The sequence below is a fragment of the Sphingomonas sp. genome (assembly GCF_051962185.1).
Lineage (GTDB): Bacteria > Pseudomonadota > Alphaproteobacteria > Sphingomonadales > Sphingomonadaceae > Sphingomonas.
Window position 1 is genome coordinate 1 of record NZ_JBQCCN010000005.1, and the last position, 15,271, is coordinate 15,271.

Sequence of the window (15,271 nt, forward strand, 5' to 3'; positions counted from 1 at the left end):
TCTGCTCGCCTTCCGCCACGCCAGCGAGGCGCTGATGACCGGCAGCGCGCTGGTGATCGAGGCTAGCGAGGCGATGCTGGTGATCGAGCGCACCGCGCCCCGCGAGACGATGCTGTGCGCGTTCAACATCTCGGACGAGGCGCGCGAGTGGCGCCCTGCCCAGCCCGACCGTTGGCACGCGGCGGAAACGGTGGGCGAAGTCGGCAACTGGCGCTTCGGCCCCTATTCGGCAGTCATCGCGCGCGAGCCTTAACGCTCGGCGATCCCCTCCCTTTCCGGAAAGGAAAGCGCCGGTCGCTACGCCTCAGCCTTGCAGTAACGGTCCACAAAGACTTCGTGCGTCGGCATCATCGCCGCGGCATCGGCGATCAGCCGCCGCAGCGTCGCCAGCCGTCCGGTCGCATCGACATCGCGATGACGGACCAATGGGTCGACCTGGTCGGGCATGATCCCCTGCCCGACGTAGATCGCCAGCCAGCTCACGTCCTGGAATAGCTCATGGCCGTCGAACAACAATCGTGCGGCATCGCGGAAATGGGCGATCCGATAGGCCAGGCTGTCGGGAATGCGCATCGCAGCGGCTTCCCGCCACAAGGGTTCGCTCCGCCGTTCCGCGCCGCCAAAATAATGCAGGATCAGGAAGTCGCGGATTCGCGAATATTCCTCCTCGGTCACTCGGTTATATTCGCGCTGCGCATGCTCGTCGCGTGCGTCGCCGAACGGGAACAGCGCCAGCAGCCTGATGATGCCGGTCTGCACGAGATGCAGGCTGGTCGATTCGAGCGGCTCCATGAACCCCGCCGCGAGCCCGAGCGCGACGCAATTGCCGCTCCACGCCGCGCGCCGCCGCCCGGCGCGAAACCGCAACAGACGCGGATCGGCGAGCGGCTCGCCGTCGAGATTGGCGAGCAGGATCGCGGTGGCTTCGTCGTCCGACATGTGCCGGCTGGAATAGACATGACCGTTGCCGATCCGGTTCTGCAGCGGGATGCGCCATTGCCACCCGGCGGCGCGCGCCGTCGAGCGGGTATAGGGCGTGAACTCGCCCGCCCGCGCACAGGGCACAGCGACCGCGCGATCGCAGGGCAGCCATTGGCCGTAATCCTCCCAGCCGACCTCGTTCGTCAGCAAGGCGGCGAAGCCCGAACAGTCGATCCAGAAATCGGCCTCGAACAGGCGCCCGTCGGCCGTCGCGACCGCCGCGACCCCGCCGTCGTCGCGCCGCCGCACCTCGACCAACCGCCCCTCGTGCCGCGTCACGCCGCGCGCCTCTGCATAATTGCGCAAATAGCGCGCATAGAGCCCGGCATCGAAATGATAGGCATAGTCGAACGTCGACTGAATCTGCCGCCGGTCGCCGACCGGCCGCGAAAAGCGCCCGCGCGATGCCGCCCCCCAGCCCATCGACAGGTCGTCGAGCGGTCCCGGATCGCGTCCCGCGAGCTTCTCCGCGAAATAGAATTGGTGGATCGGTACGCGGTCGATCTGCGCGCCGAACGATCCGAACGGGTGAAAGAAGCGCCGTCCCTCGCCACCCCAGCCGACGAACTCGATGCCGAGCTTGAACGACCCCTGGGTCGCTTTCAGGAAATCGTTCTCGTCGATGCCGAGCTGGTAATTGAACATCTTGATCGGCGGGATCGTCGCCTCGCCGACGCCCACCGTGCCGATCTCGTCGGATTCGATCAGGAAGATGTCCGGATCGCGCTCCAGCGCGTTGGCGAACGCGGCGGCAGCCATCCAGCCCGCCGAGCCGCCACCTATGATGCCGATACGACGCGCGCCGGCCTGCCCCTCTTTCCCCATGTGGCAAGATTGCGGCACGCGCGGACGAGACGCAAGACGCGGCGCGGAGGGTCAGAATACCTGAAGGTGGTGCGGGTGGTCGGGCTCGAACCGACACTCCTTGCGGAACCGGATTTTGAGTCCGGCGCGTCTACCAATTCCACCACACCCGCGGCCGAACGGCGGCTTGCCTAGACGAGAGGTTTCGTCGGGGCAAGCCGCCGATCGCGGTTATTGGAAGGTCTGCGACAAGTTTCCGGTGCCGCCCAGCGGATCGGCGCCGAACCGGTTCGGCCCGTTGGTGCCCGGCAGGCAGTAGAACACCAGGAGCACGATCGACGCCACCCATTGCAGCAGGCTGAGGATGGTGCCGAAGATCATCATCGCCGAGCTCTGGTTCGCGGCGCCGGCGATGATCACGACGATCGCCAGCACATAGATCCCGATCGGCATCAGCAGCCAGAAACCCGACCGGTCGGTGTCATGCAGCCGTCGTACCGAGACCGCGATGGTCGGGATCAGCAGGGCCAGCCAGATGATGCCGAAGATGACGGCGAAGATGCCCATCGAGGCGAACATCCCCGCCATGCCGCCGACGCGCGGCGTCCCATCGGCATTCACGCCCGCCATGCTCATCGCACCGACACCCATCACCATCATCGCGGCGAAGGCGACCATCCAGATGACGACCAGCAGGAGCATGTACATCCAGAATTCCTGCCGACGCGACCGCCCGGAGAAATCGGCGTAGCGCTTCAGCGGCATCAACATCCATTCCATGGTAATTCTCCCCTCTTGCTATCGTCTCGCGGAGATGTGCGCCGATCGGCTGGTGGCTGCGATCGATCCGTCGGCGACGATCGCCGACAGGCGCCCGTCCGATGCAGCAAGGGCCGGAAAGCGGCAGACATGAAGCGCCCAAAACGGCGCATTCCATCCCGTCATCGAGATGCTCCCCCGAGTCGCCACAGCAGCCTGACGGCTTTGCAGGGGGAATACAACCGAATAGCCGCGGGGCTGTCTCCCGGTTGGACGGCGCACGGCGATCGCTCGGCGCCTCGGCAACCTAGCCGCTACCTCGCGATCGGACATGGCTGATGCGCGCGTTTATAGGCAAACGCCCGCCCTGGATTTGCTGATCAGTGATCGCGCGTCGGTAGCACTCTAACCTTTTCCCGCTTCATGCGTGTCCTGTAAGCCGTCAGTCCGAGACGGGACGGGCGCTCGCGGTGGAGTACGACCTCGGCGCCACGTTCTTGCAGGAAGCGCCGCAGGCGCTGGCAGTTCTTGCGCCCCCACACGCCGACATATCGGTTCATCCACGGCGCTCGGCGATAGGAAGCGTGACCGCTGAACGCATCGTCGAGTTCGCGAAGCGTCATATAGTCGCGGAGCGCGGAGAGCTGGACCACACACGCAATCGCGTCGCTACCCGTGACGAAAGCGGTGTCGGGAAATTCATAGGCGTGGATCTGGCCGATCATTCGACCGACACTCTCGCGAAATCCAACCATTCGCAAGTGACCGGCTATGGCTAGCTCGTCGGCGCCCGCCGCCGATAGCTCAGCGCCTCGGCAATGTGTACGCGGCCGACGACCGGCGATCCGGCGAGGTCGGCGATCGTCCGCGCGACGCGCAATACGCGGATATAGCCGCGCGCCGACAGCCGCATCGCCTCGGACGCCTGGGCCAGCAGCTTGCGCCCCGCGTCGTCGGGCGTGGCGACCGATTCGAGCAGATCGCCATCGGCCTCGGCATTGGTGCGCGCCGCTTCGCCCGCATAACGCGCGCTCTGTATCTCGCGCGCGGCGACGACGCGGCGGGCGACTTCGGCCGACCCTTCGGCGGGCGGCGGCAGGACGAGATCGGCGGCGCTGACCGCCTGGACATCGACATGGAGGTCGATGCGGTCGAGCAGCGGACCCGACACCTTGGCCTGGTAATCGGCCGCGCATTTGGGCGCGCGGGCGCAAGCGAGCGAGGCGTCGCCGAGATGGCCGCAGCGACAGGGATTCATCGCTGCGACGAGCTGAACGCGGGCCGGGAACGTGACATGGGCATTGGCGCGCGCGACGCTGACCGTTCCGGTCTCGAGCGGCTGGCGCAGCGAATCGAGCACGGCGCGCTGGAATTCGGGCAGTTCGTCCAGAAACAAAACCCCGAGATGAGCGAGACTGACCTCGCCCGGCCGCACGCGCAGCCCGCCGCCGACCAGCGCCGCCATCGACGCCGAATGGTGCGGCGCGCGGAACGGGCGCGCGCGGGTGATGCGGCCGCCTTCGAGCGTGCCGGCGATCGACTGCACCATCGAGGCTTCGAGCGCCTCCCCGGCGTCGAGCGGCGGCAGAATACCCGGCAGGCACGAAGCCATCAGCGACTTGCCCGCTCCCGGCGGCCCGGTGAACAGCAGATTGTGCGCGCCGGCCGCGGCGATCTCGAGCGCGCGCTTGGCGGTCTCCTGCCCCTTCACCTGGCGCAGGTCCGGTCCGAATCCCGGCTCCTCGGCGACGCCCGGCGGCGGCGGACCGATCAATTGGTTGCCCTTGAGATGATTGAGCAGGCCGATCAGGTCGGGCGCGGCGATCACGTCGATCGATCCCGCCCAGGCCGCTTCCGATCCCTGCGCCGCCGGACAGACCAGCCCCTTGCCTTCGCTCGAGGCATGGAGCGCCGCCAGCAGCACGCCGGGCGACGACGCGATCCGGCCGTCGAGCCCGAGCTCACCGACGACGATCAATTCGCTCAGGGTTTCGGCGTCGACCACGCCCATCGCGCCGAGCAGTCCGAGCGCGATCGGCAGGTCGAAATGCGTTCCCTCCTTGGGCAGGTCGGCGGGCGAAAGGTTCACGACGATGTGCTTGGGCGGCAGCGACAGCCCCATTGCCGTGATCGCGGCGCGCACGCGCTCGCGGCTTTCCCCCACCGCCTTGTCGGCGAGACCGACGATGAGGAACTTGGGCAGGCCGGGAATGAGCTGCACCTGGACATCCACCGCCCGGGCTTCCAGGCCGAGATAGGCGACAGTCGAAACGATCGTGGTCATGCCGCCTGCTTAACCCGACGGCGCGCCGGCGCGAGCCCTTGCCGCCATTCTGGCGCAATCTTCGCGCGCGCCCGCGATTCTGTCTTGCATGGGCAACACACCCACCCCATCTGCCGCGCGATGCCCGACGCCCGTCCCGCGTTGACTTATGCCGCGCCTTCGCTTAAGCGCGCACCCCACGAGGTCGCCCCTGTGGCGGCCCTTTTCAATTTCGACGTACAGGGAATGAACGATGAAGCGGACTTTTCAGCCGAGCAACCTGGTGCGTGCGCGCCGGCACGGCTTCCGCGCGCGCATGGCGACGGTCGGTGGGCGCAACGTGATCCGCGCGCGCCGCGCTCGCGGCCGCAAGAAGCTGTCGGCGTAACACCCGACTCCGCTTCGCCGGACGATTTGGCCAGCCCGTCTCCTTCGGGAGAGCGGGCTGGTGTCGTTTCCGCACCCGTGAATGCCGGCGTTCAGACGTTGACCAAGCGTCGCGACTTCCTGGCCGCCAACAGCGGCAAGCGCGCACCGATGCCCGGATTCATCCTGCTGGTCCGCCGCCGCAACGATGGCGATGCGACGATGCGCGTCGGCTACACCGTGACCAAGAAGATCGGCAACGCCGTGGTGCGCAACCGCATCAAGCGCCGATTCCGCGCGCTCGCTCATGAAATCCTGCCGGTCAGCGGCGTGGCGGGCGCGGATCATGTCCTGATCGGCCGACTCGACGGGCTGACCCGCGATTTCGCGCAATTGAAGACCGATCTGGCCAAGGCGCTGGTCAAGGTGGCGCGATGATCGCCAAGCTGCTGATCGGGCTGGTGCGGCTGTGGCAAATCGGGCCGTCGGCGATCATGCCGCCGACCTGCCGCTATCAACCTTCCTGTTCGGCCTATGCAATCACCGCGCTTCGCCGCTATGGCGCGCTGAAGGGCGGGTGGCTGGCGGTGAAGCGCGTCGCACGGTGCCATCCCTGGGGCGGGTACGGACCCGACCCCGTCCCGTAGAGTCTCTGATCGAAGGTTCCTGAACGCGTGAACAACGACAATCGCAATCTGATGATGTTCGCGGTCCTCGCGGTGCTGCTGCTGTTCGGCTGGCCGTTCGTGATGAACAAAATCATGCCGCCGGCCAATCCGCCGGTGACCAAGATCGAAGGCGGCAAGACCCAGGTTCAGCCCAACGCCAACACGCCGGTCTCGACCAGCCCCACCGCGATTCGCGATCGCAACCTGGTGCTCAAGGAAACGGCGGCGCAGCGCGTGGCGATCGACACGCCGACGCTCAAGGGATCGATCAACCTGAAGGGCGCGCGGATCGACGACCTGCTGCTGACCCAATACAAGGAAACGGTCGAGAAGAATTCGCCGCCGATCCGCTTGCTGTCGCCGGATGGTACCGAGGACGCCTATTTCGCGGAATTCGGCTGGCAGAATACGGGCTTCAAGGCGCCCAGCCCCGATACGGTCTGGACCGCCACGGGCAGCGTCCTGGCGCCCGGCAAGCCGGTGACGCTGAGCGCCGACAATGGCCAGGGACAGCGCTTCCAGATCGAATTTTCGGTCGACCCCGATTACATGTTCACGGTGCGGCAGAGCATCATCAATGGTGCGACGCAGGCGATCAAGGCGGTGCCCTATGGCCTGATCAAACGCGCGACCGCGTCGAAGGATCTCGATAGCTGGTCGATCCAGGTCGGGCCGATGTCGGTGTACAACGGCTCCGCGCATTACGACGTCAATTGGAAGGACGTCGACAAGGGCCCGCAGAAATTCTCCACCACCGGCGGTTGGCTGGGCTTCACCGACAAATATTGGCTGACCGCGCTGATCCCCGACCAGGGATCGGCCTTCGCCGGCGAATTCCAGCCGGGCAAGACCGGCGGCTATCAGGCGGACTACGCACGGATCGCCAAGGACGTGGCGCCGGGCCAGCGCCTGACGCAGACCAGCCGCTTCTTTGCCGGCGCCAAGGAAGTGCGTCTGCTCGACCGCTACACCGACAAGAGTGCCGTCGGGCTGTTCGATTATGCGATCGACTGGGGATGGTTCCGCCCGATCGAGAAACCGATCTTTTATTATCTCGACTGGCTGTTCCGGATGATCGGCAATTTCGGCGTGGCGATCATGCTGCTGACCGTGACGATCCGCTTGCTGATCTTCCCGATCGCGCAACGCCAGTTCGCCTCGATGGCGCAGATGCGCGCGATCCAGCCGAAGATGAAGGCGCTGCAGGAGAAGCATAAGGACGACAAGCAGCGCCAGCAGCAGGAAGTCATGGCGCTCTACAAGGCGGAAGGGGTCAACCCGCTCGCCGGCTGCCTGCCGACCTTCCTCCAGATCCCGATCATGTATTCGCTCTACAAGGTGCTGATGCTGACGATCGAAATGCGGCACCAGCCGTTCGTCGGCTGGATCCGTGACTTGTCGGCGCCCGATCCGCTGACGCCGATCAACCTGTTCGGCCTGCTGCATTTCACCCCGCCGCACTTCATCGCGATCGGCGTGGTACCGATCCTGCTCGGCATCTCGATGTGGCTGCAGTTCAAGATGAACCCGCAGCCGATGGACGCCGCGCAGAAACAGGTGTTCGCGCTGATGCCCTGGGTTCTGATGTTCGTGATGGCGCCGTTCGCGGTCGGGCTTCAGGTCTACTGGATCACCAGCAACCTGTGGACCGTCGCGCAGCAGCGGATTCTCTACGCGCGGCATCCGGCGCTCAAGCAAGCGGTGGTCAAATAACGTGAGCATGTTCGACGAGGATGCGATCGAGGCGGCGCGCAAGACGTTCGCCGGCCCGGTCGCCTTCCTCAAATCCGCACCGGCGCTCCAGCACCTGCCCGACCCGGTAGTGCCCGAAGTCGCGTTCGCCGGCCGGTCGAACGTCGGCAAGTCGTCGCTGCTCAACAAGCTGACCAACCGCAATGCGCTGGCGCGCACCTCGAACACGCCGGGGCGAACGCAGGAACTCAATTTCTTCGACGTCGGCGAGCCCCTCGCCTTCCGGCTGGTCGACATGCCCGGTTACGGCTTCGCCAAGGCGCCCAAGGACGTGGTCAAGAAGTGGCGTTTCCTGGTCAACGACTTCCTGCGCGGGCGCGACGTGCTCAAGCGCACCTTGGTGCTGATCGACGCGCGGCATGGTATCAAGGACGTCGACCGCGAGATCATGGACATGCTCGACAAGGCGGCGGTCAGCTATCGCCTGGTCCTGACCAAGGCCGACAAGATCAAGCCGACCGAGCTCGACAAGGTCGCGGCGGACACCGCAGCGGAGGCACGCAAGCGCCCCGCCGCGCATCCCGACATCCTGTCGACCTCGAGCGAGACGGGGCTCGGCATTCCCGAACTCCGCGCCGCGGTGATGGAAGCGATCGGCTAGCGCCGCCGCGCAACCGCCTCTAAGGATTGGGCAACAATCTTCGGGGGACTCTCCAGATGAACCGTATCGCCCTTGTCGCGGCCTTGTCGCTTGCCGCCTTGCCGCAGTCGCCCGCGCTGTCGAAGGACACCGCCGGCTATCAGGTGAAGGCCGCCGATGTCCTCGCGACCGAAAAGGCGCTGGCTGGTCCCGAGATGCGCGGGCGCGGCAGCGGCACTGCCGATGAGGCGCGCGCCGCCGCTTGGGTCGCTGCTCAGTTCGAAAAGGCGGGCCTCAGCAAGGCACCGGGCATGGCCGGCTATACCCAGACCGCGCCGCTGGTCCGCCACACCGTCGCGGGCATACCGACGCTCACCGTCGGCGGTGCCGCGGTCCCCGGCGTCTCGGTATTGATGACCGGCGGCGGCAGGGTCGGCGGCAAGGTCGGGATCATGACCGATCCCGCCGGCGCAGTGCCCGATGCCGATGTCATCGTCTATACCGGCCCGGCCGACAAATTGATGCAGCTCCGCCGCGTCGCGCGCGGCAAGACCAAGTTGCTGCTCGCCGCCGAAAGCGACGTCACACGCCGCTATCTGAACATGATCGGCGGCAAGCCGCAGATCCGCACGACGTTGGAAGGCGCGCCCGAGCGCCCGTCGCTCGCGGTCGCCGCCCTGCCCGCCGAGGCGCTGGCCAGGATCGCTGCGGGCAGCGAGGTCACGCTCGACGTGCCCGTCGCGACCGAAAAGGGCGTGACCACCAACGCGATCGGCTATCTGCCCGGCACCGATCCCAAGGCCGGCGTGATCCTGTTGTCCGCCCATCTCGATCATCTCGGGGTGCGGCCCGACGGCGTGGTCATGCCCGGGGCCAATGACGATGCCTCGGGCACCGTCGCGGTGATCGAACTGGCACGGAGCTTCGCGGCGATGGGGCCGCAAAAGCGCGGCATCCTGTTCGTCGCTTATGGCAGCGAGGAGATCGGCGGGCTCGGCTCGACCTGGTTCGGCGAGCGCCCGCCGGTGCCGCTGAGCGATCTAGTCGCCAATATCGAATTCGAGATGATCGGCGCGCAGGATCCCAAATTGCCCAAGGGGTCGCTGATGATGACCGGCTCGGAACGCTCCAACCTGTTCGAGATGATGAAGAGCCAGGGCGCGCTGATCGCCGCCGATCCCTATCCCGACCAGCATTTCTTCGAGCGCTCGGACAATTACTCGCTCGCGCTCAAGGGCATCGTCGCGCACACCTTCTCCGGCTGGGCGGTGGTGCCGACTTATCACCAGCCGACCGACACGATCGAGAATCTCGACATCGATTACATGACCAACGCGATCCGCTCGCTGATCGCGCCGGTGCGGCTGCTGGCGTCGGGGGATTTCAAGCCGGAATGGAAAGCGGGTGGGCAGCCGAAGCCTTAAGACTCGGGTCGATCTCAATCAAATGTCCTCTCCCTTGACGGGAGAGGATACGCAGACTTGGGTCGGCGTAGCCGGCCCTAGTCGGAGTTGCAGAGGGTGGGACGCCAAGGCGTCTCCCTCGTCGTCCACCCTCTTCAAGCTACGCTAGGCAGCACGCTGCCAAGCTTCGCTATCCTCTCCCGTCAAGGGAGAGGATTTGGCCGTCAGGGCTTGATCCTAATCCTCCCCGGGTTACATACCCAATAATCGAAAAATCAGGGGAGGATCGAATGACCGCACCGACCAAGGGCCTCGAACTGCGTTCGCTGGTGACCGACGGCAAGCTCGAATTATCGCTGGTCGATATCGACGTCCCCGCCCCTGGCGCCGGCGAGGTGGTCGTCCGGATCGAGGCCGCCCCGCTCAATCCGTCCGATCTCGGCCTGCTCACCGGCCCCGCCGACCTCTCCACCTTGCGGCGCGAGGGCGATGCCACGGTCGCCGACATTCCGGCGCAGCGTATGGCGGTGGTCGCCGGCCGTCTCGGCGAGTCGATGCCGGTCGGCAACGAGGGCGCCGGCACCGTCGTCGCGGCCGGCGAGGGTTGCGAGGAGCTGCTCGGCAAGACCGTCGCGACGATCGGCGGCGGCATGTACACCCAATATCGCACGCTGCGCCCGAGCGAGCTGTTCGTGCTGCCCGACGGCGTCACCCCGCGCCAGGGTGCCTCGGCGTTCGTCAACCCGCTGACCGCGCTCGCGATGGTCGAGACGATGAAGGCGGAAGGGCACAGTGCGCTGATCCACACCGCCGCGGCGTCCAATCTCGGCCAGATGCTCAATCGCATCTGCATCGCCGACGGCGTCCCGCTGGTGAACATCGTCCGTTCGGCCGAGCAGGCGCGCATCGTGCGCGAGATCGGCGCGACGCATATCGTCGATTCGAGCACGGACACCTTCCAGGCCGATCTGACCGAAGCGGTGTTCGAGACCGGCGCGACGCTGGGCTTCGACGCCGTCGGCGGCGGGCGGCTGGCGAGCCAGATCCTGCTGGCGATCGAGGCCGCGGCGGTGCGCAAGATGACCGCCTATAGCCGCTACGGCTCGTCGGTGAACAAATGCGTCTATATCTACGGCGCGCTCGATCTCGGCCCGACCTTGATCGATCGCAATGTCGGGCTGTCCTGGACCTGTGCGGGCTTCCTGCTGACGCCGTTCCTGATGAAGTCGCCGCCGGAAGTGGTCGGGCGGATGCGCGCGCGCGTGGCGGCGGAAATCACCACGACGTTCGCCAGCCATTATACCGGCGAGCTCTCGCTGGCCGAGACGCTCGATCCGGCCAATATCGCGCTCTATAGCGCTAAGAAGACCGGCGAGAAGTATCTGATCGTGCCGTCGAAGGGCGGCGGGGGCTGATACGACGCGACAGTTGTAGCCGATACGCAAATAGCCGCTCGGGCATCGCTTTCGGTGTCGTCGTCCAGCTCGACGGGGTGTTTCCGCTCGTCGTCTCCGCGGTGGGAAATCAGCCGTCGGCTACCTGTCGCATCATGGCCTTCAACGTCAGCGCATCATGGATGGCGGCGGCGTCGCCATCGTTGTTGAAATAGGCCCAGAGTCGTCTCCCAGCGCGATATTGGCTGGCCAGCCAGTCGCTCCAGTCGAGCAGCCTCTCGTTCGAATATCGGCCGTAATATTTGCCGAGGCCGCCGTGGAAGCGAACGTAGACGAGATCGCCCGACATCCAGCGCGGCGACGCGACTCCAGGGAAGTCGTGCGCGACGAAGCCGGCGCCGAAGCGGTCGAGCAAGGCGAGCGTGGCTTCGGTGTACCAACTCTTCTCGCGGAATTCGAAGACATGGGTCAGGTCGCCGGGCAAGAGCTCGAGGAAAGCTTCGAGCCGATCGAGATTGATCCCCAGCATCGGCGGCAATTGGTAGAGGATCGGCCCGAGCGTCGCGCCGAGATGCCGGGTCGGCGTCATCATACGGGCGACCGGCTCTTCGCAGTCTTTCAGCTTCTTGGCCTGGGTGATGAAACGATTGGCCTTGACCGCGTAGCGAAATCCCGGCGGCGCCTGCTCGCGCCAGGCATCGAACGTCTCCGCTTTGGGCAAACGGTAGAAACTGTTGTTGATCTCGACCGTATCGAACTGCTCGGCGTAATAAGCGAACCAAGCTTTTACCGGCAGCTTGTCGGGATAGAAGGCGCCGCGCCAATGGCGGTAGTTCCAGCCGGAACAGCCGATATGAATCGCACGCTGTGACGGTTTCTCGCTCATGACGGGATCAATGTTCGAGATGCGTTTTGGACGCAGGCCGTTCGCGGCTTGCCGCCCCCTCCCCCCGCGACTATCCCCGCCGCCATGCTCAAGCTCATCATCGGCAACAAGGCCTATTCGAGCTGGTCGCTGCGCGGCTGGCTGGCGTGCAAACAGTCGGGGCTGCCTTTCGAGGAAGTCGTGGTCCCGCTCTACGACCAGGATTGGGACAAGCGCCGCCAGGGCGACGAGTTCGCGCCGTCGTCAGGCAAGGTGCCGATCCTGTGGGACGGTGACATCGTCGTCTGGGATAGCCTAGCGATCGTCGAATTTCTCAACGACAAGACCGGCGATACGCGATTCTGGCCCAAAGACGAGGCGGCGCGCGCGATGGCGCGGTCGATGGCGGCGGAGATGCATTCGGGATTCTCGGCGCTGCGCAGCAAGCACGGCATGAACGTCCGCCAAGTCTATGCGCCGAAAAAACCGGACGACGACGTCATCGCCGAGCTCACACGATTGATGGAAAGCTGGGCGCAGGCGCGGGCGCGATTCGGCGGCGCGGGTCCGTTCCTGTTTGGCGAGTTCGGCGCCGCCGATATCATGTACGCCCCGGTCTGCACGCGTCTCGCGACCTATCAATTGCCCGTCGCGCGATTCGCCATTTCCTATGTCGACGCGGTGCTCAACCATCCCTTCATGCAGGACTGGATCGCCGCCGCGCAGGAAGAGGAATGGGTCATCGAAAAATTCGAGAGTGCGGAAAATACGTAGGAAACGGGATAGTCGCGCTCACCGCTTGTTTACTCCGATCGGCGATGCTCGGACGCATCATGAAGCCGAGCCAGATCGATCTCGTCCGCGATAGCTTCGTCGGCATCCTGGTCGATCGCGATTCCGCCGCGCGTCTATTCTACGGGCGCCTGTTCGAGCTGGCCCCCGACACGCGTCCGTTGTTCCGTAACGACATGACCGAGCAAGGCCGGTTGCTGATCGAGGCGCTGGCATGGATCGTCACCGGGCTGAGCCGGCTCGACGCCATGCTGCCGTGCGTGCGCAAGCTCGCCGAACGGCATGTCGGCTATGGCGTGGAAGATCGCCACTATGCGGTCGTCGGGCGCGCGTTGCTGCATATGGTGAAGACGCATGGCGGCCCCAAGGTCGACGCCGCAACGCTGGAAGCGTGGACCATCGCCTATGCCATCGTGTCGGATGCGATGATCGATGCCAGCCGGGACGTGCGCCTGCTCCGCGACGCGGCCTGATCACGCCGCGATCAGAACAACAGGGTGAGCGAGTAGAACAAGGCCCCGACCGCCGCCGAGGCGGGGATGGTCACGATCCAGGCGACCACCACGTCACTCGCCACGCCCCAGCGCACCGCGCTCGCCCGCTTGGCGACGCCAGCGCCGATCACGCAGCCGGTGATGGTGTGCGTTGTCGAGACCGGGATACCGAGCAGCGAGGCAGTGAACACCATGATCGTGCCGCCGGCCGAGGCGCTGAACCCCTGGTGCTGCGACAGCTTCGTGATGCGGCTGCCCATCGTTTCGATGATCTTCCAGCCGCCGGTCAGCGTGCCCAGGCCCATCGCGATGTAGCAGCTGATCGCCACCCAATGCGGCACCTCGAACTTGCCGTGGAGATAGCCGGTCGAAAACAACAGGACGGTGATGATGCCCATCGTCTTCTGCGCGTCGTTGAGGCCGTGGCTCAGCGAATAGGTACCCGACGAGATGATGTGGAGAACGCGGAAGCTCTTCTCAGCGGCGCGGTTGCTGGTGCGCGCGAACATCCAGCTCGTCACCAGCATGATGAGCATCGAGAGGATCATGCCGAGCACCGGCGACAGCACGATCGCGATCAGCGTCTTGTTGAGGCCGGTCCATTGAATGCCGGCGACCCCGGCATGCGCCACCCCCGCCCCGATGATGCCGCCGACCAGCGCATGGCTCGACGAGGACGGAATGCCCTTGAGCCAGGTCACGACGTTCCAGAACATCGCACCGATCAGCGCGCCGAATACCACGCCGGGCGTCACCAGATTCTTGTCGATCAGGCCCTGCCCGATCGTTTCGGCAACCTTGTGCAGGCTGGGGAAGGCGATGGTCAGGAAATAGGCCGCGAAATTGAACACGCCGGCGAACAGCACGGCGTGGACCGGCTTGAGCAAGCGCGTCGAGACCACGGTCGCGATCGAGTTGGCCGCATCGTGCAACCCGTTCAGGAAGTCGAACGCGAAGGCGACGGCGATCAGGCCGACGAGCAGGGGAAAGGCGAGGTCGTGCATCGACTGGCTCAGGCGTGGTCGATGACGATGCCGTCGATCTCGTTGGCGACATCCTCGAACGCGTCGACGATCCGCTCGAGATGCTTGTAGACCTCGCGCGCGACGATGAAGCGCAGCGTGTCCTGACGGCCATATTCGACGAAACCGCGCTTGAGGCCGGCACGATGGATGTCGTCCGCATGGCCCTCCATTCGGACCAGCCGTTCGGTCAGTTCGTGCAAGCGGTTGGCGTTGCGGCCGACATCGCGCAGCAGCGGCATCGCCTCGGCGGTGAGGCGCGCGGCATCGACGATGATCGCCGCCATGTCCTTCATTTCCTGGTCGAAATCGCGGACCTCGTAGAGGTCGATGGCCTGCACGGCGGCCTGCATCTCGTCGATCGCATCGTCCATCGAGCCGATCAGGCTGGTGATGGTGCCACGGTCGAACGGCGTCAGGAACGTCTCGCGCACCGTCTTCAGCACCGAGCGCGTGATCTCGTCGGCATCGTTCTCGCGTTCGATCACCTCGCGGATGTGATCGGCGGCCGCGCCGTTGCCGTCCTGGAGCAGCCGCGACAGCGCGTCGGCGGCGGCGGTGACGGTCTGGGCGTGCGCCTCGAACATCTCGAAGAAGTTGCCGGTCTTGGGCAACAGGCGCTGAAACCAGGCGAACATGGGACTGATCCTCGATTGGGTTGCGGCGACAAGGCCGGTGCGGCGCGTCGCCGCCTTGAACTCGGAAGGGCCGAACGAGCGGATGAGATCCCGGAGATCGGGTTCGTCGACCATCGACGCGGCTTCGGGCAGGCTGACCCAGCGCCGCTCGCGCTCGCTTTGTTCCTTCCAGCTGTCGAGCTCGCGATTGACCGCTAGCGGAAACACCTCGACGTCGAACATCAGCGACGCGCCGTTCTTCTGCCGCTTGCGATAGCGATAGGTGCCGAGCGGGGTCGGGCAGACGAGCCCCTGCACCCCCGCTTCCTCCTCGGCCTCGAGCGCGGCGGCGGCGTGGCCGATCATTCCCGAGGGCGGATTGCCCTTGGGTATGACCCAGCGCCGGTTCTCGCGCGAGGTGACGAGCAGGATGCGGATCGGGGCGTCGCTGGCGGCGCCTTCGGTCCGGTACGGCAAAGCCGCGATCTGGCGAATTGTCAGAGCTCCCTTG

Annotated in this window: 17 protein-coding genes, 1 tRNA gene and 1 pseudogene; 10 read left to right on the forward strand and 9 right to left on the reverse strand. The window is 65.6% G+C overall.

Annotated elements, in window-relative coordinates; translation table 11 throughout:
• Positions 1–253: pseudogene (locus ACTHJR_RS00430) on the forward strand (alpha-glucosidase); the annotation flags it as partial.
• A gap of 44 nt (positions 254–297) precedes the next feature.
• On the opposite strand, the gene ACTHJR_RS00435 reads toward ACTHJR_RS00430, so the two are convergent.
• The 6 genes from ACTHJR_RS00435 to ACTHJR_RS00460 all read right to left on the reverse strand — a co-directional run bounded on the left by ACTHJR_RS00435 (position 298) and on the right by ACTHJR_RS00460 (position 4,828).
• Complete coding sequence (locus ACTHJR_RS00435) at positions 298–1,806, reverse strand: tryptophan halogenase family protein (RefSeq protein ID WP_440521055.1); 1,509 nt, start codon at positions 1,804–1,806, stop codon at positions 298–300.
• A gap of 67 nt (positions 1,807–1,873) precedes the next feature.
• Positions 1,874–1,958: transfer RNA gene (locus ACTHJR_RS00440), tRNA-Leu, on the reverse strand.
• Positions 1,959–2,016: 58 nt separating this feature from the next.
• On the reverse strand, positions 2,017–2,565 hold the full coding sequence (locus tag ACTHJR_RS00445; protein WP_440521057.1) for a DUF805 domain-containing protein: 549 nt from the start codon (positions 2,563–2,565) through the stop codon (positions 2,017–2,019).
• 18 nt (positions 2,566–2,583) lie between these two features.
• Positions 2,584–2,730, reverse strand: coding sequence for a hypothetical protein (locus tag ACTHJR_RS00450; RefSeq protein WP_440521058.1), 147 nt, complete (start codon positions 2,728–2,730; stop codon positions 2,584–2,586).
• A gap of 194 nt (positions 2,731–2,924) precedes the next feature.
• Entirely contained in the window at positions 2,925–3,269 is a 345-nt protein-coding gene (locus ACTHJR_RS00455; RefSeq protein ID WP_440521059.1) for a hypothetical protein, read from the reverse strand.
• Between the two features lie 50 nt (positions 3,270–3,319).
• The gene (locus ACTHJR_RS00460; RefSeq protein ID WP_440521061.1) at positions 3,320–4,828 is read right to left on the reverse strand and encodes a YifB family Mg chelatase-like AAA ATPase; all 1,509 of its coding nucleotides are present in this window, start codon (positions 4,826–4,828) and stop codon (positions 3,320–3,322) included.
• 232 nt (positions 4,829–5,060) lie between these two features.
• On the opposite strand from ACTHJR_RS00460, the gene rpmH reads away from it, so the two are divergent.
• From rpmH to ACTHJR_RS00495, 7 genes are all read left to right on the forward strand, one after another.
• Entirely contained in the window at positions 5,061–5,195 is a 135-nt protein-coding gene (gene rpmH, locus ACTHJR_RS00465) for a 50S ribosomal protein L34 (RefSeq protein WP_135983209.1), read from the forward strand.
• Positions 5,196–5,293: 98 nt separating this feature from the next.
• Positions 5,294–5,611: a ribonuclease P protein component gene (rnpA, locus tag ACTHJR_RS00470; RefSeq protein ID WP_440521062.1), complete on the forward strand. Its 318-nt coding sequence runs from the start codon at positions 5,294–5,296 to the stop codon at positions 5,609–5,611.
• Positions 5,608–5,820: a membrane protein insertion efficiency factor YidD gene (gene yidD / locus ACTHJR_RS00475; RefSeq protein ID WP_440521063.1), complete on the forward strand. Its 213-nt coding sequence runs from the start codon at positions 5,608–5,610 to the stop codon at positions 5,818–5,820. The genes rnpA and yidD overlap by 4 nt, the downstream gene beginning before the upstream one ends.
• A 27-nt stretch (positions 5,821–5,847) precedes the next feature.
• Positions 5,848–7,554: a membrane protein insertase YidC gene (yidC, locus tag ACTHJR_RS00480; RefSeq protein ID WP_440521064.1), complete on the forward strand. Its 1,707-nt coding sequence runs from the start codon at positions 5,848–5,850 to the stop codon at positions 7,552–7,554.
• Positions 7,555–7,561: 7 nt separating this feature from the next.
• Positions 7,562–8,194, forward strand: coding sequence for a ribosome biogenesis GTP-binding protein YihA/YsxC (yihA, locus tag ACTHJR_RS00485; RefSeq protein ID WP_440521071.1), 633 nt, complete (start codon positions 7,562–7,564; stop codon positions 8,192–8,194).
• A gap of 56 nt (positions 8,195–8,250) precedes the next feature.
• Positions 8,251–9,597: a M28 family metallopeptidase gene (locus tag ACTHJR_RS00490; RefSeq protein WP_440521065.1), complete on the forward strand. Its 1,347-nt coding sequence runs from the start codon at positions 8,251–8,253 to the stop codon at positions 9,595–9,597.
• Positions 9,598–9,866: 269 nt separating this feature from the next.
• Positions 9,867–10,991 (forward strand): zinc-binding dehydrogenase, encoded by a 1,125-nt coding sequence (locus tag ACTHJR_RS00495; protein WP_440521066.1) that lies wholly within the window; start codon positions 9,867–9,869, stop codon positions 10,989–10,991.
• Between the two features lie 109 nt (positions 10,992–11,100).
• Here ACTHJR_RS00495 and ACTHJR_RS00500 read toward each other — a convergent pair whose 3' ends face one another.
• Complete coding sequence (locus ACTHJR_RS00500) at positions 11,101–11,856, reverse strand: DUF72 domain-containing protein (protein ID WP_440521067.1); 756 nt, start codon at positions 11,854–11,856, stop codon at positions 11,101–11,103.
• An 84-nt stretch (positions 11,857–11,940) separates the two neighbouring features.
• Here ACTHJR_RS00500 and ACTHJR_RS00505 point away from each other — a divergent pair, with 84 nt between their 5' ends.
• Both ACTHJR_RS00505 and ACTHJR_RS00510 read left to right on the forward strand, forming a co-directional pair.
• Entirely contained in the window at positions 11,941–12,609 is a 669-nt protein-coding gene (locus ACTHJR_RS00505) for a glutathione S-transferase family protein (protein WP_440521068.1), read from the forward strand.
• Positions 12,610–12,653: 44 nt separating this feature from the next.
• On the forward strand, positions 12,654–13,100 hold the full coding sequence (locus tag ACTHJR_RS00510) for a globin domain-containing protein (RefSeq protein ID WP_440521069.1): 447 nt from the start codon (positions 12,654–12,656) through the stop codon (positions 13,098–13,100).
• An 11-nt stretch (positions 13,101–13,111) separates the two neighbouring features.
• Here ACTHJR_RS00510 and ACTHJR_RS00515 read toward each other — a convergent pair whose 3' ends face one another.
• The gene (locus tag ACTHJR_RS00515) at positions 13,112–14,125 is read right to left on the reverse strand and encodes an anion permease (protein ID WP_440521070.1); all 1,014 of its coding nucleotides are present in this window, start codon (positions 14,123–14,125) and stop codon (positions 13,112–13,114) included.
• A gap of 8 nt (positions 14,126–14,133) precedes the next feature.
• Positions 14,134–15,246: a DUF47 family protein gene (locus ACTHJR_RS00520; protein WP_440521072.1), complete on the reverse strand. Its 1,113-nt coding sequence runs from the start codon at positions 15,244–15,246 to the stop codon at positions 14,134–14,136.
• Positions 15,247–15,271: the final 25 nt, after the last annotated feature.